General features: G+C 64.0%; 20 protein-coding genes. 10 read left to right on the top strand and 10 right to left on the bottom strand.

The window, feature by feature from the left end:
* Positions 1–55: 55 nt before the first annotated feature.
* Positions 56–628 (bottom strand): integrase core domain-containing protein, encoded by a 573-nt coding sequence (locus ACOOHB_RS13485; RefSeq protein ID WP_420445356.1) that lies wholly within the window; start codon positions 626–628, stop codon positions 56–58.
* Here ACOOHB_RS13485 and ACOOHB_RS13480 point away from each other — a divergent pair.
* Positions 618–1,187 carry a hypothetical protein gene (locus ACOOHB_RS13480; protein ID WP_420443610.1) on the top strand — a complete coding sequence of 190 codons (570 nt, stop codon included), beginning with the start codon at positions 618–620 and terminating at the stop codon, positions 1,185–1,187. The two genes, ACOOHB_RS13485 and ACOOHB_RS13480, sit on opposite strands and share 11 nt — an antisense overlap.
* Here the strand turns inward: ACOOHB_RS13480 and ACOOHB_RS13475 are convergent.
* Genes ACOOHB_RS13475 through ACOOHB_RS13465 form a run of 3 tightly spaced genes read right to left on the bottom strand, consistent with a single transcriptional unit; the run spans position 1,115 to position 4,353 of the window.
* Positions 1,115–1,438: a hypothetical protein gene (locus ACOOHB_RS13475; RefSeq protein ID WP_420443611.1), complete on the bottom strand. Its 324-nt coding sequence runs from the start codon at positions 1,436–1,438 to the stop codon at positions 1,115–1,117. The genes ACOOHB_RS13480 and ACOOHB_RS13475 overlap by 73 nt on opposite strands.
* 33 nt (positions 1,439–1,471) lie before the next feature.
* Positions 1,472–2,986 carry a hypothetical protein gene (locus ACOOHB_RS13470; RefSeq protein ID WP_420445355.1) on the bottom strand — a complete coding sequence of 505 codons (1,515 nt, stop codon included), beginning with the start codon at positions 2,984–2,986 and terminating at the stop codon, positions 1,472–1,474.
* Positions 2,983–4,353, bottom strand: coding sequence for a hypothetical protein (locus ACOOHB_RS13465; protein WP_420445354.1), 1,371 nt, complete (start codon positions 4,351–4,353; stop codon positions 2,983–2,985). The genes ACOOHB_RS13470 and ACOOHB_RS13465 overlap by 4 nt, the downstream gene beginning before the upstream one ends.
* Before the next feature lie 457 nt (positions 4,354–4,810).
* On the opposite strand from ACOOHB_RS13465, the gene ACOOHB_RS13460 reads away from it, so the two are divergent.
* Complete coding sequence (locus ACOOHB_RS13460; RefSeq protein ID WP_420445353.1) at positions 4,811–5,596, top strand: hypothetical protein; 786 nt, start codon at positions 4,811–4,813, stop codon at positions 5,594–5,596.
* 389 nt (positions 5,597–5,985) lie between these two features.
* On the opposite strand, the gene ACOOHB_RS13455 is transcribed toward ACOOHB_RS13460, so the two are convergent.
* Positions 5,986–7,320: an IS1380 family transposase gene (locus ACOOHB_RS13455; RefSeq protein ID WP_420445352.1), complete on the bottom strand. Its 1,335-nt coding sequence runs from the start codon at positions 7,318–7,320 to the stop codon at positions 5,986–5,988.
* A 677-nt stretch (positions 7,321–7,997) separates the two neighbouring features.
* Here ACOOHB_RS13455 and ACOOHB_RS13450 point away from each other — a divergent pair.
* Positions 7,998–8,762, top strand: coding sequence for a TIGR04255 family protein (locus ACOOHB_RS13450; RefSeq protein WP_420443127.1), 765 nt, complete (start codon positions 7,998–8,000; stop codon positions 8,760–8,762).
* Between the two features lie 1,135 nt (positions 8,763–9,897).
* Here the strand turns inward: ACOOHB_RS13450 and ACOOHB_RS13445 are convergent.
* Entirely contained in the window at positions 9,898–10,080 is a 183-nt protein-coding gene (locus tag ACOOHB_RS13445) for a hypothetical protein (RefSeq protein WP_420445351.1), read from the bottom strand.
* A gap of 261 nt (positions 10,081–10,341) precedes the next feature.
* On the opposite strand from ACOOHB_RS13445, the gene istA reads away from it, so the two are divergent.
* Both istA and istB read left to right on the top strand, forming a co-directional pair.
* Positions 10,342–11,826, top strand: coding sequence for an IS21 family transposase (gene istA, locus ACOOHB_RS13440; protein WP_420446909.1), 1,485 nt, complete (start codon positions 10,342–10,344; stop codon positions 11,824–11,826).
* Positions 11,823–12,587 carry an IS21-like element helper ATPase IstB gene (gene istB / locus ACOOHB_RS13435; RefSeq protein ID WP_420445350.1) on the top strand — a complete coding sequence of 255 codons (765 nt, stop codon included), beginning with the start codon at positions 11,823–11,825 and terminating at the stop codon, positions 12,585–12,587. Before istA ends, istB begins: the two co-directional genes overlap by 4 nt.
* Before the next feature lie 314 nt (positions 12,588–12,901).
* Here the strand turns inward: istB and ACOOHB_RS13430 are convergent, their stop codons facing one another.
* Positions 12,902–13,324, bottom strand: a complete 423-nt coding sequence (locus ACOOHB_RS13430; protein ID WP_420445349.1) for a transposase — start codon at positions 13,322–13,324, stop codon at positions 12,902–12,904.
* A 411-nt stretch (positions 13,325–13,735) separates the two neighbouring features.
* Between ACOOHB_RS13430 and ACOOHB_RS13425 the strand changes: the two genes are divergently transcribed.
* Positions 13,736–13,972, top strand: coding sequence for a hypothetical protein (locus tag ACOOHB_RS13425; RefSeq protein ID WP_420445348.1), 237 nt, complete (start codon positions 13,736–13,738; stop codon positions 13,970–13,972).
* 325 nt (positions 13,973–14,297) lie between these two features.
* On the opposite strand, the gene ACOOHB_RS13420 is transcribed toward ACOOHB_RS13425, so the two are convergent.
* From ACOOHB_RS13420 to ACOOHB_RS13410, 3 genes are all read right to left on the bottom strand, one after another.
* The gene (locus tag ACOOHB_RS13420; RefSeq protein ID WP_420445347.1) at positions 14,298–14,858 is read right to left on the bottom strand and encodes a hypothetical protein; all 561 of its coding nucleotides are present in this window, start codon (positions 14,856–14,858) and stop codon (positions 14,298–14,300) included.
* A gap of 318 nt (positions 14,859–15,176) precedes the next feature.
* Positions 15,177–15,320, bottom strand: coding sequence for a hypothetical protein (locus tag ACOOHB_RS13415; RefSeq protein WP_420445346.1), 144 nt, complete (start codon positions 15,318–15,320; stop codon positions 15,177–15,179).
* Between the two features lie 179 nt (positions 15,321–15,499).
* Positions 15,500–15,922 (bottom strand): hypothetical protein, encoded by a 423-nt coding sequence (locus ACOOHB_RS13410; RefSeq protein ID WP_420445345.1) that lies wholly within the window; start codon positions 15,920–15,922, stop codon positions 15,500–15,502.
* Between the two features lie 39 nt (positions 15,923–15,961).
* On the opposite strand from ACOOHB_RS13410, the gene ACOOHB_RS13405 reads away from it, so the two are divergent.
* The 4 genes from ACOOHB_RS13405 to ACOOHB_RS13390 all read left to right on the top strand — a co-directional run bounded on the left by ACOOHB_RS13405 (position 15,962) and on the right by ACOOHB_RS13390 (position 22,550).
* Positions 15,962–17,719, top strand: a complete 1,758-nt coding sequence (locus ACOOHB_RS13405) for a carbamoyltransferase C-terminal domain-containing protein (RefSeq protein WP_420445344.1) — start codon at positions 15,962–15,964, stop codon at positions 17,717–17,719.
* Positions 17,716–18,633, top strand: a complete 918-nt coding sequence (locus ACOOHB_RS13400) for a glycosyltransferase family 32 protein (protein WP_420445343.1) — start codon at positions 17,716–17,718, stop codon at positions 18,631–18,633. Before ACOOHB_RS13405 ends, ACOOHB_RS13400 begins: the two co-directional genes overlap by 4 nt.
* Positions 18,634–18,657: 24 nt before the next feature.
* Positions 18,658–20,772 (top strand): family 16 glycosylhydrolase, encoded by a 2,115-nt coding sequence (locus ACOOHB_RS13395; protein WP_420445342.1) that lies wholly within the window; start codon positions 18,658–18,660, stop codon positions 20,770–20,772.
* Between the two features lie 1,121 nt (positions 20,773–21,893).
* A complete protein-coding gene (locus ACOOHB_RS13390) occupies positions 21,894–22,550 on the top strand; it encodes a Panacea domain-containing protein (protein WP_420445341.1) in 657 nt (218 codons plus the stop codon).
* The last annotated feature ends 201 nt before the right edge of the window (positions 22,551–22,751 follow it).

Raw genomic sequence — 22,751 nt, 5'->3', positions numbered from 1 at the left:
AGGGCTTGAGGTGTGTCTGAGTCTTCCGCGGAGATCGGCTGAGAAATGAACCAAGTCATGCTGTGTTCTCGGGGTTGTTGGTGGTGGTCCGGCGGTTGTGGTCGAGCCGTCGTGTGCGGGCTCGTTGGAGGCCTTGCCGGCGGGCCTCGCGGATCGGTTCTCCTCGTTGGTGGTGTTCGTCGTCGGGGGTGACGTAGCCGATCGCTTCGTGCAGCCGGACTTCGTTGTAGTCGATCCGGATGCGTGCCAGCTCTGTGTCGAGCAACGCCGGGTCGGTGATCTCGTCGAGGTGGGGCCATTCGTGCTTGATGTGCCCGAAGAAGCTCTCGATCCAGGCTTGGTCGGTGGGGGTGCGGGGTCGGCCGTGGTGTTGGGCGATGGCCATCATCGCCATGTAGGCGCGGGTGTGGGGGCTGGTCATGGCCGGGCCGTTGTCGGACACGGCGAGCAGGATCGGCCGGTCGGGGTCGTCGATGTCGAGATCGAGGCGGTCGTCGGTGAGCAGCTCGTCGAGATCTTGGGCTAGCAGCGCCTGGTCGAAGATGACACGCACTTGGGTGGAGGTCTCCTCGGTCGAGACCAGGCTGGTGATCCAGTAGCGCGAGACCATGTCGACGATGGCGAACACGCAGCGCCGGGCCTGCCCGAAGTGGGTGACGTCCCAGATCCAGATCCTGTTCGGTTCGGTAGACCAGCCAGTGCGGCCACGGCGTGCGGGGCCGCCGTGGTGTCGGCGGCTGTTCGGGCAGCACAAGCCCGTGGGCAGCCAGAACGCGCCGGAACGTCGAGGGGGCCACCCACACCCGGCCCACATAGGAACCGCGGTGGGCGAGCTTGCGGTGCGACCGGTCGACCGGTCCCCACTCTTCAGCGACAGCGAGGACCTCCGCGACTTCGTCGGCCAGCAAGGCATGCACCGGCGCGCCGCCCGGGGCGAGGTCGCTGAGCGTGCCCAGCTCGCGTCGGCGGGCCCGCCAGCGGTGCACCCGGTCGTCGGAGACCTGCCACACACCGGTGGCCCATGTGTGCCAGAACCCGGCGGCAACGGCGTCGTCGACGGTGTTGAGGACCAGCTCTTTGGCCTCGGCGGGGACTCTCGCCGGGACCGGTCCGTTCAGTCCCAGCCGGATTTTCCCCGGACGATGGCCAACTCGATCGCTTGGACCTTGATCGCCTCGGTGAGCTGACCGATCTCTGCCCGGGCCGCTTCGAGCTCCCAGTTCCGTTCGGTGGCCGGGCGACCCGGCTTGCGGGCCAGCGCAGCCAGCGCCGCGTCCTTCACCGTCCGGCGGATGGAGATGATCGTCGACACATCGACCCCCCACTTCCGGGCCGCGTCGGCCTGGGTGATCTCTCCGCCCGTGACCTGCAAGTAGATCTCCCACTTCGTCTCCGCGGACAGCTTCTTCGGTCGACGCCGACCCTCGCTGACAGTCATCTGATGCTCCTTCACGCGTCAGCGAGAACACGATCAGACTTGGTTCATTCCACGGTGGACCCTCCGCGGCAAACTCAGACGCACAACAGGCTGGTGGAGGAGTTCTTTGGGGATGCCGGGGAACAGCGTGTCGAAGTCGTCGGGTTTGGGGTAGAGGGCTCGGCCGGTCGAGGCGGGGTTCTCGGCAGGGCCGATGGTGAAGTCGCCTCTGTGGATGGGCGACTCGAACTGCTTGTCACCGTTGGGGAAATGCCGGTTGACGGTGAGCGCGAATCTCTCTCGGTAGACGTAGAAGTTCTCCAGCTTTGCTTCGGTGAGGCCTTCGGGTGGGACTCTCCACTTCTTGGGTGTGCATGCGTGCAGGATGGTGCCGGCGTGGACGATTGCGGGGTATCCGCTGGGGCCGAGCTTGACCGGCCTCGCGGTCTTGAGCCAGTCCGACCTGTGGTCCATGGTGACGTGGGCGCCCATCTTGTGCAGTTCGCGGTTGAAGGTGTCCCGCAGCTGGGAGAAGCCGCGGTCGACAACAGCGTCGTCGGTGTGGGTGCAGAGCTTGCGTGCTCTGTTGAAGGTGCGGATGCCGGCGTCGGCTGGGTTGACGCCGGCGGGGCTGCTGTCGACCGCGACGATGTAGGGAGGCATTCTGGGCCCGAACTTGGCCTTCTTTTGGCTTCCGGTCACCTTCCTGTACTTGACCGCGACCGCGATTGTGACGTGGTTCCCGAAGAAGATGTCTTCGGCGTGGCCGCTGGCAGCGTTTCGATGACCCCAGCTAGCGCCCGGCGTCCGGCTGAGGATGATCCCTCCGTCGGAGCGGCGCTGGCCGATGAGGCCGTTCGTCCGCTTGAACCTGCGTCGTTTTGCGCCCCGGCGGAGCCGAATGGTCTTGTTGAGCTCGGCGATGTCACCTTCGGCGACGGCGGCCTCTACCACGCGCCGCGCATGGGGCGGCTGGGACCACGACGGGAAGTCGGTCGTGTCGATGGCGACCGACGCCGTCCGCCATGTGACCTCGTCGGGGACCGACGCTGCGATGAGCGAGTCGAATAACCATTGCAGGTCGCACACGGTGCCGTCGGTCTCGTCCACCCACCCCTCGCACAGGGCCTTTTCGATGAGGTCCGCTCGCTTGCGAACCGTGTTGTACGTGATGGGCTCCCGCAGACCGTCGAGAGGCTGGATGCCCCAATCGACGGCGTCTTGGGGCTTCAGGCCCGCGAAGAACCCGGTGAGTTCGGTCCGCAAGTAGCTGTTCCATTCACCGGCCACATACAGCGCTCCCATCAGCAGAGACTCGTCCGGCAGCTTCGAGGTGCTGCCGCCCTTGGGCTTGAAGCGGCGCCTGATGTACGGCAGGACTCCTGAGCGGATCAGCACCTCTTCGAGTTCGGCAATGTGCCCCGAGTCCGCCGCGTGCAGCTTGACGTTGTGGCGGCGCACATCGTGAGGCAGTTCGCTAGCGTCGAGCCTCCTGCCAACCTCTTCCGGGGCGAGCTGGTCAGGAGCCGGCGCCGACGAGTGTCTGAGCGCTGGTTGGCGGCGGCTCACGGCCCGAGTCCCCTGTTGGCAGCCTGGACGGGGTCGACCGGACCGGTGCAACGTGCGAGCATCTGATGGAGGTACGCACCGGTGATCGGGCCGGCGATCTCGTGCAGGACGTCGAGTGGTGTGCCTGCGTTGATGTGAGCGCATACGAACGTGGCCCGGGCGCGTTGGATCTGCAGCCGTCCGAGACCCTGGACGGTGAGCCGCGTTGCCAGGCTTGACGGCGCGGCGGGATTGTCGCCCTCAAAAAACCGATCTGAGCCGCACAGGTCGCGGGCCTCGACGACGAGAGCGGTGTATCTCTCGCGGATCGGGACGATCCGCTGCCGGTCGCGCTGCACCTTTATGCCCAGTCGACCTGCGTCGAGTTCCACCACGTCGCGGGGGCCGAGCCGGAATGCCTCGATGCCGCGAAGGCCCGCCCCCAGGGTCGCTGAGGTCAGCCACAGACGTTCGCATCGGAGCTTGCGGCCCGCCATCAAGGCTGCTTCGCGGAACAGGAAGTCGTCGACCGGCGAGTACGGCACCACAGCGTCGATGGCCCCGATCGGTCGGGGCCCCTCGGGCCACAGCTGGGGGCAGACCGCCCGGCCAACACGACGCAGCACGGTTCGCGCCTGGGCACGTCGCCCGTCGGACCATCCGCGCGCAGGGTCCATGGTGAACTCTTCGACGTTGCGGGGGTGCAGCACAAAGTCGGGGTCGGTGGTACCGAGCTCGCCGTCGGACCACAGCAGCGCATCGGTCACGATCCGCAGCCACGCGGTCGCCGCGGATCCCGACGGCGGACCGGTGTGGGTCACCCAGTCGCGCGCAATCCCCAACAAGGGAGCCGCAGCCCGCGACTGCTCGTCTCTGGGGCACCAAAGCTCGATGGTGAGCTCGATGTGCCCCGGGTCGTCGTCTCCGACACCCGCAGGGCGCCTGCGCTTACGCGACGTGTCCGCGAGTCCCGCCATCGCATTGTCGGACGGCAACTGCCCCGCGGCGATTGCGGCCCGCACGACACGACGTGCAGCCCAGCGGCGCTGCTTCTTCAACAGCAGAGACCGGCCCGGCCTCCGACCAGTCTCGGGGTCTGCCCAGTTCCCGTCGCACCAGGCATCGGTCATCTGCTGGGTCACGTTGACCCAGCGGTCCCCGGCAACGCGAACCAAGTACTCCAGCAGGCTCTTCGCGAGCCACAGCAGATTGCTCTTCGTCGCGGGACTAAGCCCCTCGATCTCGCGCAGCCTGGCGAGAATCAGTGGGATCGAGCCACGGATGCTCCCAGTGGCACCCGGGCGGTTGCGGACCGCCTCGGCCGACACAGCAGCCCTGTCCGTCCGGTCCGCGGCCCCTTGGCCTCGGTCGGCTGCGTTGCCCGTCACAGCAGGACCTCAGGGCCGCGCGCGGCCTCGTCATGGCACCTGGCGGTCTGCGGGACCGCATCGACGACGGGTCGGTAAGTTCTCATTTGCACGGGTTCAGCAGCCGCGGTGTCGCTTGCCGAAATGGCGACCGGCACTGCGGCTGCTACCTATGAGCCGTAGTCACGTGCCACGACATGGAACGACGCGATTGCAAGGTGCGAACCCGATTTCCCAGTCCCTATGCGGCTAAGCGGATGTTTCAGAAAAATAAACTCATGTGCAGGTCGCGCGCGCACTTCGGATCGGAGAACGAGGCTGCCGGCCGCACAGGGCAGAGAAGCTTGCGGTACCGCGAGCGCACCGAACACGTCGCCGTGAGACGCAACCGCAGTGTCGACTCGCCGAGTTCTCGGAAGGCGATTGGCCGAGCTGCGCCTCTGATCCGCGCGACGATGCGAGCCGAGGAATCAGACCCGTGGCCCGCATCGTCTCTCGAAGGCTCGTCGAAACGTGGACAGTCCAGGCGCTGTTCGCAGCGCTCGGTCCCACGACGTGGATCTGCTCGCACGAAGACGCCCAGAGCGTGACCCGCTGGCCCGGGACGCTCGACAAGTGGTTCATCATCAAGCCCACCACGCCCGAGCGGGTCGCCTCCGCCGGATCCCAATGGCGCGAGACCGGATCCATCGACTCCTACATCAGGATCGACCTAGGCACTGCCGCTGCGCATGACGCCGGCTTCCGTGATCTCAATCACCCCGACGTCATCTACGTGATGCCGGACCTGTCCCAGTGGTTGTCTGAGAGTTGGAGCACCCGATCACAAACCGGTGTCATCCCTCCCGCGGTCGAGCACTTCGTGAAGCACTCCGTCGCCATGGGCGCGAGCAGGCTGATGTCTCAGCTTCAGAACGGCAAGGGCAGCGACAGCGCCAGAGTCCAATTCCATCGAGGCCAGCTCATGTACCGGCCGCACGCCACCCAGGACGCCGTCGCGCTGGAAACCATGCCGCTCTGGCAACTGCTGAGCCAGCTGCTCGAATGCCAAGAACCCGCCGGGCTCGCCCTACGACGAACCACACGAGGACAGCCACGCCGCAACACCGACGAGACCGACACGGTCCACACCCGCGACATGACCATCGGCGCCAACAACATCGACCGAGCCATCAAAACGGTCAAGCACAGCCCCCCGGAGCTGATGCTGTACGTAGGACAAACGCTCACCAAGCCGCGCCCAGGAGCTGACGCGCGACCGTGAAGGCGTCGGCCACCGAATCGCCGTTGAGCACATGAAGAATTCCACCCGTCCGCGACGCAGGTCCGTCGGCACGCGCTGCTGGCTTGCTGCTCCTTGGTGCTGCGCGCCTCGGCAGGGCCCATGTCACGGCCAGCGCTTGGACCATCGATGGGAAATAGGCGCTGACGGGGACCCGCTAGCCCTGATTATTCATGAGAATTCTGCTGGTCGTCTTTTTGGCGTGTTGTGGGCCTTGTTTGGCGGTGTGGGGCTGTTTGGGTGTCGGCGGGGCCGTCGGGGGGGAGCGGTTGGGCTCGGTTTTGGTGCGCGGGCGGGACCGGGTGGGGGTGCGGGCGTGGCGGGGCTGTCCCGCTGCGGCGGGCGTGGCGCGGAACTGGTCGGCTGGGGGTTCAGCGGGGGTGGGCGATGGCGAGCAGTGCTCGGGCGCCGGGGTGCTGTTCGGGCAGCCGCAATAGGACGCGCCGTGCGCTGTGGCACACCAGGGCGGGAAGGTGCCATAGCTGCCAGCGGAGCCGTTTGGGGGCCGCTTTGGCGAGCGCGCCGGTGAGGCAGGCTGTTTGGAACCATCCCACGAGCGCGAGGCCGGTCATGCACATGGCGGCCCAGGTGCTGTTCGCGTGCCAGTCGGTGAAGGGCATGCGCGCAAGGCCGCTGTCTTTGAGCCGGCGCACGGCGTCCTCGATGTCGGCGTGTGAGCGCATCAGCTTGTCCAGCTGTGCGGGGTGGCCGGTCTGGTCGGTGTAGAACCCCCAGTAGCGGAAGTTCTCGCTGGGGAACAGGCTGCGCTGCGCTCCGGGGTGCAGCGGCTCGCGGCGCACCACGAGCCGGGTGCGCTCGGGCCAGCCCGACAGGTCCGCCAGATCGGTGAGCTCCGCGACCTGAGCGCCGCGCCGTTTGCGCTGATCGGGGCGCTTTGGGGCGTTGTGCCAGCGGCCCGGCTCGCCCAAGGCGCCGCGGATCGCGGCTTGGATGGCTGGGGCGGACCGCGCCGAGATCGCATAGCCGATGCTGCGGTCCCGCAGCCCTTCGGCGAGTTTCGCTGAGCATCCCCCGGTGTCGATGCGCACCACCAGCGGACGCTCCACGAGGTCGGGGTCGTCGCCTTCGCGGTGCCCTGCGGCGTCAGGCGCGGGCAGCATCGCCACCGCGGCGTCGAGCACTTCGAGATGATCGCCGATGTGGTTCGCGGCGGCGTTGCCCGGCCGCTGCTTTAGCCACAGCGGCTCCCCCTGCGCGGTGGAGCAGATCATCGGATGGAACCCGAACCCGCCCTTGTAATGCGGCGCAGCTCCGGCCTTGTTCTCCGAGTGGACCTCCACCAATGTCGAGTCGATGTCGACCACCAGCGGCCTGCTGCGGTCGGCGGAGGCCCACAACGGCTCGCGCACCGCTGCGGCCGCGCCCAAAAGCGCCGCGGCGCCGCTCGCGCCCAGGCCCGTGAGGGTGCGGTACAGCGTCGAGTCCGACGCGACGTCGCCGAACAGCTCCCGCTGAGCACGCAGATGCTCGATGTCGGTGCACGCCTCACCGCCGCCGGCCAGCATCAACAACGCATGGACCAGCACCCGGCCCCGGTCATGAACCGGGGCGCGCTCGCCGCGTGGGGGAACCGCGGCCGACAGCGCCTCGGTCAGCCCGACACGGTCCGCGAACCCGCCCAGAGCGAACAACCCCGCGCCCCACACGACACGGTCCCCGCCGCCTGCCAGACGCGCGTTTGTCACACTGCTAAGTTTCACCTCGGAGATGCCCCCCTGAACTCGCGGATGCGTTCATTGCAGACACGTATCGTCGCAGGTCAGAGGGGCTTTTCCGCGGACCCAGACAAACCAGTCCGCCCGACTCGTGAATAATCAGGGCTAGTTGGTCCAGTCGTTATGGGTGTTGGCTCGTTGTGGTCGTTGGTTGTGTGGGTCGGTGGCCTGCAGCGTAGGTTCCGTCGCAGCCATGGGGCGCGTCTCGGCGGGGCTAGGTGTTGCGTCAGTTCAGTTGGGTGCGGAGATGACTTCATCCTCGTTCGCCACAGGCAACCTCCACAGCGCGTTCGGTGGGTGAAGTGGAGATACTCATTCTCCTGGTACCGCGGTACTTCGCCCCGAGTGTCGTGGCCGGGGCGCGGTCGCACCCGTCCGGTGGGAGAGGGGGTCATCGCATTCAACCTGTTGCTCGGCTGGATTGCCTCGCTAGTCTGGTCGCTGTCCCGCACCGACTGACCCCGCTCAGCTGACTGCTCGCGCCGCTTGACAATATGCGCGAAACGAAGTACTCCATCCACCACGCGCACGCGCGCCCGTGGTACGTAATCTCACAACGCGAACTACGCACATGTGTTTTTGGTCCAAGGAGGAACTGCTATGGCATCGCACGACTTGACCCGTACACGTTGCGACCAGCAGGTCGCATGACCGCGACGGACTTCCCAACATTCGATAGCCCCCCCGTTGTAGAAGTCGGACTCATCGCACAGTTCGTGGAACCGCTGCCTTGGAAGCACGTAGACGCGTTCGCGGCAGCATGGCCCGATTACGAACGCCACTCGCGGCGAGTGCTCGCCAGAATGGACCTGGTTCCTGAAAGCGGGTCAGCAGCGGATGAGAAGGCAGCCGGAGAGCGGCTGTGGTTGGAGAACGCAGCCGGAAGCAGGGTTGTGCAAATTCAGCCGGACCGTCTCATGGTCAACTGGTCCGACGACGACCCCACCGAGGAATACCCACGCTACGAGAATATTCGAGAGTTCTTCAAGGAAGCATGGCGACACGTCGAGAGCGTCGCCGAGACAGCGTTGGAACCCGACATCTGCGAAGTGTTCTACCTGAACTACATCACCGCACGAAACGGCTGGACGGGTCCCGAAGACACCGCCTCGATCATTGCTCCGTGGAGCGGCGAAATGAGCAACGACTTTCTGTCGGAGCCCTACAGAGCGGCGACGTACCTACACTTTCACGTCCCCGAACCGTGCCAATGGCTCGACATAGAGATTGGCCCCCTCAGTGTCGAAGAAGAACGCTTGCTCGCAATCCATCTCGCCTCGCGCGGCTTCGCCCCGTCGCTCGGTCTCGACGGTGCGCTAGCGGTCCTGAACGCAGCCCATGAACAGATCGTCAAGGGTTTTGTGTCCCTTACAACTGAGCATGCCCACGCCATATGGGGGTTGGAGCGATGAGTAGCCAGTCCGGGTTCCGTATCAAGACACCTGGAATCGTGACAGCAAGGAGCAGCCCAGGCCGCATCGCACGATCATCAGGGCAGACGATCAGACTGTTGAGGACACGGGCACACGTACACGTCTCACCGTCCAGCGCAAGACGCGACACCAAACCGCGTCGAGAGCCCAGCCAACGAAATGACACATCGGCTGCTGTGCCACAGCCGTCCTCTCGGGTCGGCGCATCGCCGTTCGGGGGCAGCACACTTGCCGAAGCCCGCAAACGTGAAGAGGCATACCACCAAGATTGGGTGCAGCGAGGCTCACAACGCGAGAATGAAATGTCACTTGACGAACTCGCGGAAGCTCTGTCGCGCCGTCGAAGCGAACGGTGAGATCGCCTGACCGATGGAACTGGGTTGATCCCGAAGGCGGCATAGAACGTCTTGCTGAGATGTTGAGTGGTTACGACGAGGGCGAGCACGATGCCGCGCTCGAAGCGATGGACTTCGTGAAACATCAGTCCACCGCTGAGATGCCCGGCCAACAGGTTCCCGGCCAGCCAAACATCACAAGGCGCTACCAAGTTCATGCTGGCTGGTACGTCGAGTTCCGTGTTCGGCGTGAACACCATCAACTAGTGCCGATCTGGTTAGAACCAGCCTCTAGCTAGTTGCTGAGAATTCGTGTGTCAAGACTACCTGTCACGGGTAAACACGTACCTAAATCCCCTCTCGATCGTCCATCAGGACTTCCTCTGACGAGAAACCCCGACTGTCAACAACCTCCGTCAGTTTCAGACCCTGTCGCTGCGCTTCCCAAGGCGGTAGATCAAGCTATTGAGCAACATCTCGGCGGGCCTGACGAGAAGCGCCTGAAGAAGCTCCGCCGGGTCGCGCGCAAGATCACCCCAGAGGTCGCGCGGATCATTGTCCAGGGCGCAGCGCTCGCCGCCAACTGAGACGACATTCCTCAGACCCGAACCGTCTGACCGTATTCTCCACTACCCGCCGGTGACATTGAGGATGCTCGAGAAGCGAGCCGCCGGGTCGTGCCCGCCGAGTCGATTGATAGCCGCTGGACGGATGGCCGCCATCGCTTTGGGTACGTGTCAGTTGCCGGCTTCGCTCAGGTCCACTGCAGGTTGCCGCCGCTAGCTCCGGTCGGATGTGCGGCCAGCTGTTGTGCGTGGCAGTTCGGTGATGTCGAGGCACAGGTCAGGGTCGGATTCGGTCGCTTCCCGGCTGGTCTCGACGTAGATGTCGGCGATCTGCCGGAACGCCTCAGTCACGGCCGGGTTGTGGCCCGGCCGGTGTTGGTCGCCGATTGACGGCATGTGCACAGCGTAACTGGAGCTTCCAGACAGGCCTGTCGGGGCGATTGGGGGTGGGTCAGTCGCCCAAGTGTCGGCGGCCATGAGATCCTGCCCAGTGGCGGCCATGTAGGTGCCCGCTGGGGGCCAACGGTTCTGCCCAGCGGCGGCCAACAGGACTGCCCGCGTTGAAGTCCATTTTCCGTCGGGGTCCACCGCGGCGGGGTGCTCCTCCTACTCGAATGGCCGGTCACGACAACGGTGACCGTCGAGTTGGAGGAGCGAGTGAAGTCTCGCGAGGAAATCATGAACATGTTGGAAGCGTTCGACCTGGCTGGGTCGTTGCGTGGCGCCGGTGAGCTGGCCGGGGTGTCTCATCACACTGTGGCCCGTTATGTCGCTGAGCGCGATGCCGGCGAGTTGGCCGGCGACGGGCCGCGGCGCAGGGGGCGGATCATCGATCCGTTCTTGGCGAAGATCGAGGAGTGGGTCGAGCGGTCGCACGCCAAGATCCGCGCCGATCGTTGCCACGACAAGCTGAAGGCGTTGGGGTTCGAGGGTTCGGCCCGGACGGTGCGTCGGGCGGTGGCGGAGGTGAAGGCCAACCATCGCCGTGGTCGGCGGCGGGTGTATCGGCCGTGGATCGGCGAGCCTGGGATGTGGGCGCAGTGGGACTGGGGCACCGGTGCGGTCATCGCGGGCCGAAGGACGAATCTGTTTTGTGCGTGGTTGGCGTGGTCGAGGTTCCGGGTGGTGGTGCCGTGTTGGGATCGCAGGTTGGCGACGGTGATCGGCTGTGTCGACCGGGCGATGAGGGCCTTGGGTGGTGCACCGACGTATTGGTTGACCGACAACGAGCGCACCGTCACGATCGACCACGTCGCGGGGGTGCCGGTCAGGCATCCGGAGATGGTCGCGATCGGCGGCCGCTACGGGATCACGATCGCGACGTGTGTGCCGGCGGACCCCGAGTCCAAGGGCGGGTCAGAGGCGACGGTGCGGGTCGCCAAGGCCGACTTGGTGCCCACCGACGCGAACCTGCGCGGCGACTGCGCCAGCTGGGCCGAGCTGGTCGATGCGTGCGAGGCGTGGATGGCCGAGGTCAACGGCCGTGAGCATCGGGTGACCCGGCGGGCACCGGTCGAGATGGTCCTCGAGGAGCAGCAGCGGCTGCATCGCCTGCCCGAGGCCCCATACACGGCGGTGCTCGGGGAGACCCGGAAAGTCTCTTGGAGCTCCACGATCAGCTTCGGCGGCGTGACCTACTCGGTCCCGCACACGTTGGCCGATGAGACGGTGTGGGTGCGTGTGGACGGTGACCACCTCGTCGTCACCCACTGCGCACCGTCAGGCCCAATCGAGGTTGCCCGCCACCAGCGTTCGACGCCTGGGCATCCGATGATCGACGACGCCCACTACCCGGCGCGCCCGGCTGGGCCGCTCGGGCGGCGTCCGAAACCGACGAGCGCGGCCGAGGCCGAGTTCGGCGCCATCGGAGACGGCGCCCGCACCTGGCTCGTTGAAGCAGCTGCTGCGGGCACGACCCGCATGAAGGTCAAGATGGCCCAAGCCGTCACCCTTGCCCGACTGCACGGCGCCGAGCGGCTTGACGGGGCGCTCGGCGCCGCCGCGATGTTCGGCCGCTTCGCAGACGGCGACCTGGCCTCGATCCTGGCCGCTGACCCGCCCCGACAACGCCGACGCGCCGATGACGTGCACTCGCTGCAGCCCGGCACCGCCGCCTGGGGTCGCCTCGGAGGCGACCGATGAACCCAGCACCGATCGACGAGGTCGTCGACCTGTTGCGCACCCTGCGCCTGCCCCACATGCGCGCCGCAGCACCGGAGTTGTTGACCACCGCCAAAGCACAACGCTGGGAACCGGCCGAAGCGATGCGCGCACTGCTCACCGAGGAGCTCGCCGGCCGTCAAGCATCCTCAATCCGGGCCCGGCGCAAAGCGGCCGGGTTCCCCACCGGCAAGACCTTCGACGCCTGGGACGAAACCGTCAGCTCGATCCCGGCGCCGACCCAGCGGGCGCTGCGCACCCTCGAATGGATCCACCGCCACGAGAACCTCGTCGTGTGCGGACCATCAGGCACCGCCAAGACCCACTTCCTTGAAGCGCTCGGCCAGGCCGCCGTCGATGCCGGCCACAAAGTGTCCTGGTTCAGTCTCGAGCACCTCGGCGCGCTCGTGCGCCGCCACAGCGCCGACGACACCGCCGCCAAAGCGATCCGGCGGATCATGCGCGCCGACGTCATCGTGATCGACGACATCGGCCTGCTCCCCGTCGCCACCGAGACCGCCGAAGCGCTCTACCGCGTCGTCGACGCTGCCTATGAGAAACACTCCATCGCCTTGTCGAGCAACCTTCACCCCGCCGGGTTCGACGAACTCATGCCCAAGACCATCGCAAACGCCACCGTCGACCGGCTCCTCCACCACGCCCACATCGTCCTCACCGCCGGCGACAGCATCCGCCTCACCCAAGCCACCGCCGGCAAGGGGGTGACGCCACCGGCCAACTGACCCACGGGCACAACACCTGGCCACCACCGGGCAGTTCTGTTGGCCACCAACGGGCAGTTCTACTGTCCGCCACTGGGCAGATCCCACTGGCCATTGACATTAGCCTCGCCGGACGGTCGGGTGGAGTACTGCGCGACGGGCTCCGGGACGCCCCTGATGCTGGTCGTAAGTGAACAGGGTCGCAGACGATCCGTAGAGACAAGGCACGTGTCGACCGGTCGACGGGTCCGCAAGGGGTGTTGCGAGACCACTGCGTCCCAACTGCCACAGACTCTTCGCCGCTTGTTTGATCGCGATCTCGGTTAGGTGAGTTCCTATGTCAAGTGGGTGGTCTTGAGGTGGGTCCAGATGCGGTCTGAGATTCTTCGTTTGAGGGCTCGGATGGCTTCTCGTTTGGTCTTGCCGCGGGCGAGGCAGCGTTCGCAGCAGTTACGACCCTCGGTGCCTGGTCGAGAGGTCTGGGTGAGGGCGGGAGTGTGGATGGCTTCGTTTTGCCGGCTGTCGCAGCCTCGGTTGAGTCGGTGACGTCGGACTCGCCCCGAGCCTGCCTCGATGCGTGCGGTGCCGTTGGCCAATGCGAACGCAGCTTTGGTACTGAATCGTGCTGAGTGTTCGATCTCGGTGAGGATGTCGGCAGCTGAGAGTTGGCCGATGCCGTCAATGCGGCACAGAATGGTGTCGGATGCGTCGACGGCGGTGCGAATCTCGTCAGTGAGAGCATCGATGGTGCGTGCCATGGCGCGCAGAGCTTTGATTCGGCTGCGGGCGATCTGCGAGCGGCTGGTTTGGTCTCCTCGCAACCATCTGATGGCGCGATCGAATGTTGCTGGGCTGCCCAGGCGCCCCATGCGCTGGTGGCTCCGGCTATGGCTCTCGCGTCTTCGCTAGAACTCCCCGATTGCGAAGGGATCGGTACTCAATCTCGCCTGTCTGCTGAGCTTCGGGTGAACCGACGTGTTGCTGTCGCTAGAGGCAGCGCTTCGTGGGGAGGGTGGCTGCGTCGAGCCAGTTCGATGTGAATCGACAATTCGCCGATGTGGTTGGTTATGTCCGCGATTGCTGAGGCTGTCAGCAGTAGGGCGTGACCGTTGGTTGCGGCGTCCCTTGCATGCGTGTAGAGACGCGCCGACCAGCCGTCGGTCCACCAGATGCTCGTTGCTGCGGGTTCGCCGTTGGCGGTGTGCCACTGCCCCGCTCTCGTCGGATCGGCATTCGAAGCCGTGATGAAATCTCGCGGTTCCGACCGGGAACAAACCGTCGAAACCTTCGTGGACCAGTGGGCCGGGGTATGCGACGGCGAACTTCCCGAGCCATCGGGCGAAGCGATGCCGTGGGAATGCGTGCACGGCTCGAGACACGTCTCGCTGTTTGGCCCCATGGGATGACCAACAGGCATCAGAACGAACGCAATTGTCTCGTTTGGGCGGATCACGCATCCAGTGCCGCGTAGAGCCTGCTGCGCCACTTCGCCGCAGTCGACACGGCGAGAGAACTCATGACCCCGGTCGTTGCGAGTGCGCTCAGATCCCCCAAGAGCGGCGAATTCACGCCGAGAACGGACTTCTCAGAGTCCGCCGCCTGTGGAATCTGCCGGTGAACGTCTAGCGCTTAGGCGGGCTCTCGGGAAAGTCGCGCGAGCGGTTGACCGTCTCGTTCGACGGTGGGGGTGGCGGCGGAGGCGGCGGAGGCGGCGGAGGCGGCGGTGAGTCCTCAGAAGATGGCATCCGCCCAGACTAGAGCGGCGGCAGCGAGAACTGCGTACACGGCTCCGAGCAGCATCTTGTAGGCGGTGTTACGAGCAGCCGCTGAGCGCTTCAGATCGCGCTCGTAGGCACCAAACAGGTCGCGCACCAGTGCCTTGTACGCCCACACTCGGGATCTTGTTTCATGCTGGGGCTCTACAAGATTCTCGATGATCAGTGTCGGCCTGAGCGCTGCGTCGGTAGTGACGGGCCACGCAACGATGCCCGCGCACACCGCTACAGATGTCGTCCCGAGAGCGAACAAGACCCAACCGATAATCCCGACGCCGCCGATCGAGTTATCGGCGTAGCCAGCTGGGGCCACGGAGGCGGCAACGCCCGCGATCAAGATCGTCATCGACAGCAGCGCGACAGCCCGCGTGCGTTGAGCCTCCAATGTCCGAAGGGCATCGTCAACAAGTTGGCGGCTCCATTCGTACGCCGCTTGGCACGCCACCTCGTCAGACCGCAAGGCCTCGGCTCGTATATCGACCTCGTTCGCAGGCTGTTCAACGTTCGCGGCGTTCATGTGGCTTCCTCCCCGTCAAATCCCAGCAGAGCAGTGACGGCTTCACCCGTCCCATGAGATGCGGTTGTCCGTTGCTGTTGAGGACCAGATCCGCTAAGCCACTTGCACCGCCGAAGATCGGGCAGTCTGACCGCGCGCAACTCAGGTCACACCAACGCCTCCGCCAAGCCCAGAGTTCCTCGGAGCCTGTGCAATGGTCGGCGCGGTTCACTTGCGCACGGCGCAGCATGGCCATGCGATGCCGAATTCTGCGTTGCGACCCTCGATCGTCCGTCGAGTCTTCCTCTTGCGAGTAGTCCTAACAGTCGGCAACCATCCTCAGCTTCGGAACTCGATGTCGCTTCGCGTGAGGTTGTGTGCGCGTGATGCGGGTGTGCCGCCGACGGCGGTGTGGTGTCGGTGGCAGTTGTAGTCGTGGACCCAGCGGGTCAGGCGGACATTGCGGTCGGCGGACCGAGCCATGTCGGGTAGTTGCCAGACAGTCGTGGGGAGGCGGGATCAGAGTGTGCACATGGTCGGCTGAGTAGCGGAGGCTGTCTCTTCAGCATGGCGGGTCGTGCGGGACCTCTGCAGCGGCCGCAACGCAGCCGATCTGGGACCTCCTGTGTCCGTCCACAGAGCTCTTGACCATCCGCTGAGCCTCAGCAACGCCAGGTGGCGGTTGAGCAGCACGCTGCCGGCTTCGCGGTGGCCTCGCAGGTCTCGTCCAGCACGGCTTCGATGTCATCGAGCACCACTGAGTCACCACCGCGTGATTTCGCCTGGATCAAGGCGGTCTCAAATCGTCCGTGCACGACGATCAGATCGTCGTAGATGTCCTCGGCCTCGCCGGGATCCTCGAGCGGTCGGCTGGCGATCGAATCGGCTTCGGCACCGAGGGCGAAGATGTTGGTCACCGCCGCCTCGCAGGTTCGTTCACTGCTCGGATCCAACCCCGAGCCGGCACGGCCGGCGATCAGCAACGCGACGAGGGGCGTCCGCACCATCAGCGCTTCTAATCCGATCGGCAGGCCCCCACGGTGGGGCTCGTCAGCGGCGCTGGCCGGGGCACTACTCTGCACCACCACCTAACGCTCAGGACTGCCGGGCCCAGGTAGTTTGCGGTGCGTGACCAGCGGAGATGGCCGCCGTGGGCCAGACTTGCGGACCCACTGTCGACGATCGGCCGCACTAAGGCTTGCAGGCCATCACCGAGCGGCCGAACGAGGTCAGAGGGGTCGGCACTCAGGGCAAGGGGCGATCAGGGTTTGGCCAGCGTGAATATCCTCTCGTACAACCCCGGCCACGACGGAGCGGTAGCTCACGTTAGAGATGGCCACCTCGTCTCATCGGTGGAAGCAGAGAAGGACTCCAACTACCGCTACACCCCGATCTCGAGCCCGGATCTCCTCGACGCCTTGGGTCGTCTCGAAGAAGTGCCCGACGTGGTGTGCACTGGAGGCTGGTGGCCGCGCGAGGCGCAAACGATCGGTTCGCACCACCATGTTGGGTATCGCGGTGTCTCGAGAGACGGGATCGTGACTAGAGACGGCCACTTGACTGGAAAGCCAGTGTCGTTCTTCTCGTCCTCTCACGAGAGATCGCACCTCCTCTGCGGTTTTGGCATGTCCCCCTACCCGCAAGGCACATCCTGCTACGCGCTGGTTTGGGAAGGGTCGATCGGCGCGTTCTACGAAATCGATCCCGACGTGAACATCACGTGGATCGCGGATGTGATGAATGAACCCGGGAACAGGTACGCAGCGATCTACGGACTGGCAGATCCGACCTTTCCAAAGGATGCGCCGTTCTCGCGCTTCACAGACGCCGGAAAGCTGATGGCACTCGCTTCCTACTCGCAGAGGAGTACACCGACCGCCGAGGAAGAGGAGTTGATGACGTTCCTCCTGACGTCTCGACATGTTCGGCTCGATCTCTACGATCGGCTTGAGTCGTCCGTCTACTTCAACGTGGGCACAGACGACCAAGAGTTTCGGAACTTCGCTGGCATCTACAGCGATCGGATCTTCGACGCCTTCTACCTGTTCGCTCAGAAGAACTTGCGCAAGGGGCTGCCACTGGTTGTGACCGGGGGCTGCGGTCTGAACTGCGACTGGAACACGAAATGGAGAGAGACGGGCATCTTCTCTGACGTCTTCGTGCCGCCAGTTCCCAACGACTCCGGATCAGCGATCGGGACAGCTATCGACGCTCAGCTCCAATTGACCGGCGATGCCAAGATCAAGTGGAACGTCTATTCCGGATTGTCCTTCCGGACGGATGCCCCCGTGAATCGTGACCGGTATGACATCTTCGACGTTTCCTGCGAGGACATCGCTCGCATGCTGAGTAGCGGTCTGATCCTCGGCTGGGTCAGCGGCCGGTACGAGATCGGTCCTCGCGCTTTGGGCAACAGGTCGATTCTTGCGGCTCCGTTCGACCTAGGGACGAAGGTGCGCCTGAACGAGATCAAGCAGCGCGAGCAATTCCGACCAATTGCCCCCGTGTGTCTGGAAGCTGACGCTGAGCGATGGTTCGGCTGCGGCCACGAGAGTCCGTACATGCTGTTCACTTACACGGCCAACACGGATGCTCTTGCTGCCGTGACGCATGTGAACGGTACCGCCAGGCTCCAAACGATTGGACCAGACACGAACGCATGCCTGTATGAGCTACTCGCTGCTTTCAAGGCGCACACGGGCTACGGGGTGCTATGCAATACGTCGCTCAACTTCAAAGGGAAGGGGTTTATCAACAACCTGACGGACCTCGACAAGTACACCGTGGATCACGGTCTGGACGGGTTCGTGGTTGAGGGCCGCGCATATCTTTTCCGGGAGTCGCCGCACTACAAGGCGTATCGGAGGGATGGCACTCGGTGAGATTGCCAAGACACGATCAGGCGAATTCACAGGCTGAGCCGGCGGCAGCGAACAACAGCCATCGACTCCCGCCCTCGGCGGCCGACGCTTACCTGCCCGGCTTTGAGGAGAATGACAGCCTGCGGTCCGACTTCATTCGACAGTTGACGCTGCGTCAGCTGCTCGGCAGTCGAACTACCTCGATATGGGATGAGGCTCATCCGACAGAGCCAATCCCCAGAACGCTGGTGCAGTTCTGGCACGACCCTCATGACGTGCCGCCGGACGTGCGCAGCTGCCTCGATAGTTGGGGCTCTTTGCGGACCGAGGGCTTTGCCTTCCGGATGTTCGACGACGAGTCCGCTGGCGCCTACATCGCGGAGCGGTACAGTTCGCGGCATCTCTCCGCGTTTGGGCGATGTAGGCATCCCGCAATGCGGAGCGACTATTTGCGCCTGTGCTTCGTGCACGCGGAAGGTGGCTTGTACGTCGACGCCGACGATGTGCTGATGAGCGATGGGTGGAAGTACATCTTCCGCGACCATACCCTTAAGGTGCAGGCGCTCGCCTATGACATCTCAGCCGGTGGCATGGTGCCGCCGTCTGAATTGCGCCGCACCGAACTTCCCATTCGCGACCGCATCTTCTATGTCAACAACAATCCGATAGCTGCACCGGCCGGTCACCCTGTGTTGCGCCGAGCTCTGGCTCGGGCGACAGACAGGCTCCTCGGAGGCGAGCCAGCACCGGACATTCAATCGACAACCGGCCCCGGAAATCTCACTGCCGCGCTCGCCGGCCATGCGCGCGAATTGCAGATGGAGGACGCTCATTCGGACTTCGAGTTGCTCCTCGACTGGGAGCGGACCGCAGAGCCGCAGTGGGATCTTGGCTATCGGAACGACGCCCGCAACTGGCGCAATATGGATCTCTGACGGATCAGCGCGGACTAGCCCTCTATGCACTTCAACAGGGTGGTCGGCCCAATGCGAACGCTCGCTTTCCGAACGTGGCGTGCGCTTGCCGTGTCGTTGCCGGGCGCGAGGATTCATGCCTTCGGCTCAGGCACAGACCAGATTGGCGCGGTCTTGGTTGTGAACTTGGATAGGCAGCCGAGGCGATGGCGGCGCGTAACGAAGGAGTTGGGCCGATTCCGAACGTCCGAAGGCAAGCCGTTGTCGTCGATCACGCGGCGACTCGCAGCAGTCGATGCTCGAGACGGTCGGGCCGTCGCTGCGACCGCGGACGTGGATCCGACGTATCGAATCGGCGATCAGTTGTATGTGCAGCCCGACGCCCGCTTAGCGGAGTGCTTCGCCGAGAATGAGCCAGTGCGGATGACACGACAGGAAGTTGCAGTGGCGCGGTCACACGTGGAGGCATGGAAGGCTGTTGCAAATGGGACCGACGAACACGTTCTCGTACTGGAGGACGACGTCTGGTTTTCACAAGGTGCACCAGCTGCGATCGATGCCGGGTGGAGGACCGCACTAGACCGCTGCGCAGCCGCAGGTGGCCCGAAGTTGCTCTATCTCTCGTACAGCGACGCGGATGGAACTGCGATGCGCGATGACGTTTGCGACAGCCTCTTCCGACCTGTGCGCGGTCTCTGGTTCCTGTCCGGTTACGTGCTGTCGCGCAAAGGCGCCGCGATGCTCCTTCGCGCCATGCCGGTCACTGGGCCCGTTGACCTTTGGATGAACTATCGACTCGCCGAACTCGACGCATTGGCACTCACGTCGCCCGCAATCGAGCAACGGCATGACGAAGCATCTGACAATTCCTATTCGATCCTGCCTTACCTGGCTCGGGCTGGGATCGTCGACGCAGCAGACAGATTCAAGCCTCCAACTACAACGCACGCAGGCCCAGTTCTGGCATGGACTGCGGGTCAGGAGCGGGAAAGCCTCGCTATGGCGCTGTCGATGCTCGGGTTGCGCGTACGCGTCTTCGACGGCGATGAAGAACCGCTACGCGAGACAGAACTGCGAGATGTGTTGAAGACATTCGACGCCCTCGTCGACGCCCCAGTTGTGCGCACTGTGCTCTCCGCTGCTGCGGCGGACGAGCGTTATGTAATCCTCGTCGAAGCCGACGCGCCCATACCCCTCGGTCTCGAGCGCGAACAGCTGCCGTCAACGCGGTCGGCAATCTTGACGCTCAACGGCTCCGCGTATCCGTCTTGGGAAGCCCTCTGCCGCCTTTTGCGTCTTTCGACTCCTGCCGAAGCCTTTCCGGCTGGAGCCCCGAGAACCTTTGGGCTGTTTCGAGATGCCCGCCCGCCGGCCCGACCCGAGCCTGCTGAGCGAATCCGAGGGAACTCTGGCGCGATGGACGATTCACCGTGGGTCCTACCGCCATCGAGCAGTTGGCAACCGGCACCGAACGGAAGCCGCCCCCATGACGCGACTGGCGCAATTGTCGCCGAAGCCAGCATGAAGGAGGCCTCGACCTTGTTCCCGGGAATCACCGAGACGTTCCCAGGAAACCTGGCGTCGTTCGTGCCGGAGGGCCTCCGGCACCGCGCAGAGGGCGCGCGACTCGAAATCGACGCCATTGAAGGCGGAGTGCGACCGTACAGATCCGGCGCCTTTGCGTCCATCCGGCCGTTTGGGCATGGGCGCTTCGAAGCCGAGATTAGGGCAGCGCCAGGCTCAGGATTGATTACTGGATTCTTCCTGCATCGAGCCGCACCCCGACAGGAGATCGACATCGAGTTCGCCGGAGACGACCCCTGGCGAATGCTCGTCAACGTCTACTTCAATCCCGGAGACGACGGCACCGACATGAGCTTCGGGTATCGCGGCTCCCCCTGTCGCATCGATCTCGGCTTCGACGCCACGGCCGACTTCCATCGCTACGCAATCGACTGGCGTCCGGGCCAATTGACGTGGCTGGTTGACGGGAATGTTGCCCACCAGCGTGTTGAGTGGGATCCCACGCCCATCCCACACCTGAACATGCGCCTCCATGCCAACTTGTGGGCACCCCGCTCTGCCGAACTTGCCGGACCAATCGACGAGTGCGCTCTGCCAGCGGCAGCCGTCGTCAGGGACGTGTCGGTCAGGGCGTGAACGCTCGATCGCGCCAAGATGCGATGAAGTGCCCTACGCAGATCCATCGAGCCGCTGAACCGACGCCACGGCGGTTTGCGATGTGCTCGAACGCCATTCTCAGAGGTCCTTCGCTGCGGCCCCTTCGCTGCATGTCTCCCGGGGACAAGACTGAAACACAATTCGAGGTCCCGCGTGGACCTCCAGTTGAATCGGCGACTTGGGCAGATCGATTCGGTTGTCGCCCAACGTGGACCGGGAATGGGAGCCGTGATGTTCAAGCTCTGCAACGCGGTCCACCGCAGCTTCTATGTATGTGTTGGGAATTGCTAGCAAGCTTCCGATCTCGGGATGTGGCGCGCATGTCAGTGCAGTGATACTCGCCGCCGACCCGAGGTGTCGGATGGCGTGAGGTTGTGTGCGCATGATGCGGGTGAGCACTACGGATGGAACCGCAACGTGCAGTGAACTCATATCCCTCTTCGCCGCGAGAGCGTTCAGAACCCCCGAAAACGGCTATTTCGCGCCGAAAACGGTCTTCTGAAAGCGCATTTGTGCACTTCCCACTTGTCCTCGGTGCGCGTCGCAACGCTTTGACCAGGGGTTTTAGCCCTTCGGGGCCAATGTGGAGATTCGCCGAATTTCGTGTGGAGATTCGCGAACCGGCCAGAATTCGCCTACCGTGACCTGGGCAAACGCGACTGGCCAACATCCCACTAGCGGGTGTTGGCCAGTGCACCCTGTTTGTGTTGGCCAGTTGCACCTGATTCGGGCCGTTTTGGCCCGTTTTCCGCGTTTCGGCATGCGTTCGGGGCTTGTTGAGGGGCTGTCTTGTCAGTTCGCGTGAGTTAGGTCGCGGGCTGCGTGTGGACACGCGCGACGAGGCAGACGGCTCAGGGGCTGCTCGTGCTACCGCAGTCCTGTCGCGTGCTGTTTCCCCTGCCTGCTAGGCGACCGTTAGACGCAGCTCCGAGTCTCGTGAAATGACCCCTGACCTGCGGTTTTGCCGCCATTGCCCTATCGGAACATAGTTGTGTGTACGAGTTCCGGCCGAATTTTGGGGCGTTCGCAAGAATGGCGTCCTATACGCTGACAGAGAGCCTGATTCTCGTCGATGAAGTGTTTAGGGAGGTGAGATCGGCATGGCAAAGGCGCTCCACGCAGCAGCTTTCCTCGTGAGTCGCTCGGGCACGATCAGTACCTTCCATATGCAGAAGCTGTTGTACTACGCACAGAGCTGCCATTTGGCGTTGCATCGCAAGCCTCTCTTCGACGAGCCAATTGAGGCTTGGTCAAACGGCCCAGTCGTGAGAGACGTCTTTGTCAGACACCAGGGAAGGTTCAATCTCAAGAGCCCTTGGCCTGATGCGGCGACGCTCAGGTATGCGGAGGCGGAACTCCCTTCAGATGCGGTTCATGTTCTCAATGTGGTTGCTGACTCGCTGGGCTGTTGGGCCACCGATGCACTCATTGAATCGACTCATTGCGAGAATCCTTGGGTTCAAGCTCGACATGGTCTGGCACCGGATGCGTACTCCGACGAGGTAATGAATCACGACGCAATGCTCGAATACTTCAAGGCGGTGTGCCTACCTGGGGAACACGAGCCAATCCGTAGCGAACTCACACCGGCTGCGTTCGAGTTGTATCTGCGGTTCGCCCAAATGCGCGCATTCACACCTCCGATCATCAAGGCAGAAGATGCTGATTCGTGGTACGAGATGCTTGATGCTCCTCCTCGCGAGATGCCTGGCTTGCGTGAGTTCTTGTTGTCTGCAGGGGCTCGTTCCAGGGCGTGATAGATGATTATCCGGATCTAGCCCCGCTCAACCGGAGGCATGAAGTAGGCGGTTTCCGCTGTTCTTCTGAAGCGCAGACCAATTGGTTGCGGCGACAAGGTCCGAATAATCGCAAAGTCGGCACAGCAGCGAAGGTTTACGTCATCACTGAGTCCGCGGACTCACACGACGTTGTCGCATACTTTTCATGGTGCATGTCAG

This window comes from Candidatus Poriferisodalis sp., assembly GCF_965215815.1.
Taxonomy (GTDB): Bacteria; Actinomycetota; Acidimicrobiia; order Acidimicrobiales; family Poriferisodalaceae; genus Poriferisodalis.
The sequence above is the reverse complement of the archived record's forward strand: the minus strand, read 5'-3'. Positions and strand labels throughout refer to the sequence as shown.

Coding starts and splice junctions, on each gene's coding strand:
- ACOOHB_RS13480 (WP_420443610.1), top strand. CDS start 618: ATGGCGAACACGCAGCGCCGGGCCTGCCCGAAGTGGGTGACGTCCCAG.
- ACOOHB_RS13475 (WP_420443611.1), bottom strand. CDS start 1,438: ATGACTGTCAGCGAGGGTCGGCGTCGACCGAAGAAGCTGTCCGCGGAG.
- ACOOHB_RS13450 (WP_420443127.1), top strand. CDS start 7,998: ATGACCGCGACGGACTTCCCAACATTCGATAGCCCCCCCGTTGTAGAA.
- ACOOHB_RS13445 (WP_420445351.1), bottom strand. CDS start 10,080: ATGCCGTCAATCGGCGACCAACACCGGCCGGGCCACAACCCGGCCGTG.
- istB (WP_420445350.1), top strand. CDS start 11,823: ATGAACCCAGCACCGATCGACGAGGTCGTCGACCTGTTGCGCACCCTG.
- ACOOHB_RS13430 (WP_420445349.1), bottom strand. CDS start 13,324: ATGGCACGCACCATCGATGCTCTCACTGACGAGATTCGCACCGCCGTC.
- ACOOHB_RS13425 (WP_420445348.1), top strand. CDS start 13,736: ATGCTCGTTGCTGCGGGTTCGCCGTTGGCGGTGTGCCACTGCCCCGCT.
- ACOOHB_RS13420 (WP_420445347.1), bottom strand. CDS start 14,858: ATGAACGCCGCGAACGTTGAACAGCCTGCGAACGAGGTCGATATACGA.
- ACOOHB_RS13415 (WP_420445346.1), bottom strand. CDS start 15,320: ATGGCTCGGTCCGCCGACCGCAATGTCCGCCTGACCCGCTGGGTCCAC.
- ACOOHB_RS13395 (WP_420445342.1), top strand. CDS start 18,658: ATGCACTTCAACAGGGTGGTCGGCCCAATGCGAACGCTCGCTTTCCGA.
- ACOOHB_RS13390 (WP_420445341.1), top strand. CDS start 21,894: ATGGCAAAGGCGCTCCACGCAGCAGCTTTCCTCGTGAGTCGCTCGGGC.